Origin of the sequence: Roseibacillus ishigakijimensis (assembly GCF_016595415.1) — a bacterium.
Lineage (GTDB): Bacteria > Verrucomicrobiota > Verrucomicrobiia > Verrucomicrobiales > Akkermansiaceae > Roseibacillus > Roseibacillus ishigakijimensis.
In genome coordinates, this window is record NZ_JAENIO010000132.1 from 1 (window position 1) to 637 (window position 637).

At 51.0% G+C, this 637-nt stretch carries 1 protein-coding gene; it reads left to right on the plus strand.

The window, feature by feature from the left end; translation table 11 throughout:
- Positions 1-108 precede the first annotated feature (108 nt).
- Positions 109-420: a hypothetical protein gene (locus JIN78_RS16895; protein WP_200393172.1), complete on the plus strand. Its 312-nt coding sequence runs from the start codon at positions 109-111 to the stop codon at positions 418-420.
- Positions 421-637 lie beyond the last annotated feature (217 nt).

Genomic DNA, 637 nt, shown 5'->3' on the forward strand with positions numbered 1-637 from the left:
AAGTGGCTGCGGGATAGCCCACGAAAATCCTAAGCACGCCATTTTTCCTTGAAAAGGTGCTGGTCTGGCAAATCATCAACCATATAATCTCGCTCTAGAATTCCTCCAATGTATCTCCTGACCTTTGAAGCAGTCCCTACTTCTCAGCACGAGGATTTCTCGGAGGTCGAAGGGGCATGGATCAATGCGTGGATTCCTTCTGCACATGCTGTTGACATCAGAACCGCTGAGGGTTTGGCACGAGATCACATTGAGAGCAGCCACTGGTTCATCAAGTACCTGGATCAGGCCTCAGAACTGGATGAGGACGAATTTGAACCCCTCGACGACGACGAGGAATACTTCCGTACTGCTCTTGCAGGGGAGCAGGCTTTCGTTTTCCACACCTATCCCCTTGAGCGAAACCAACAAACCGAATAAGCGAACAAGCCGGTGGAGGCGACCCCTATCAGCGGCTTTGTTGCGTTCTTGCCGCCAGCTTCGGAAGATGCTTGGCTGCTTGCAGCCTTCCCGGTGAGGTCGCCGGGATCGCCTCACCTCATACGTTGATATGGTTGATGATTTGTCAAGGGCATAAAATGGTCCGGGCTCATCATTTTTCAATGATCAGAAGTCAAGTTCGTGAAGGACTGAATTG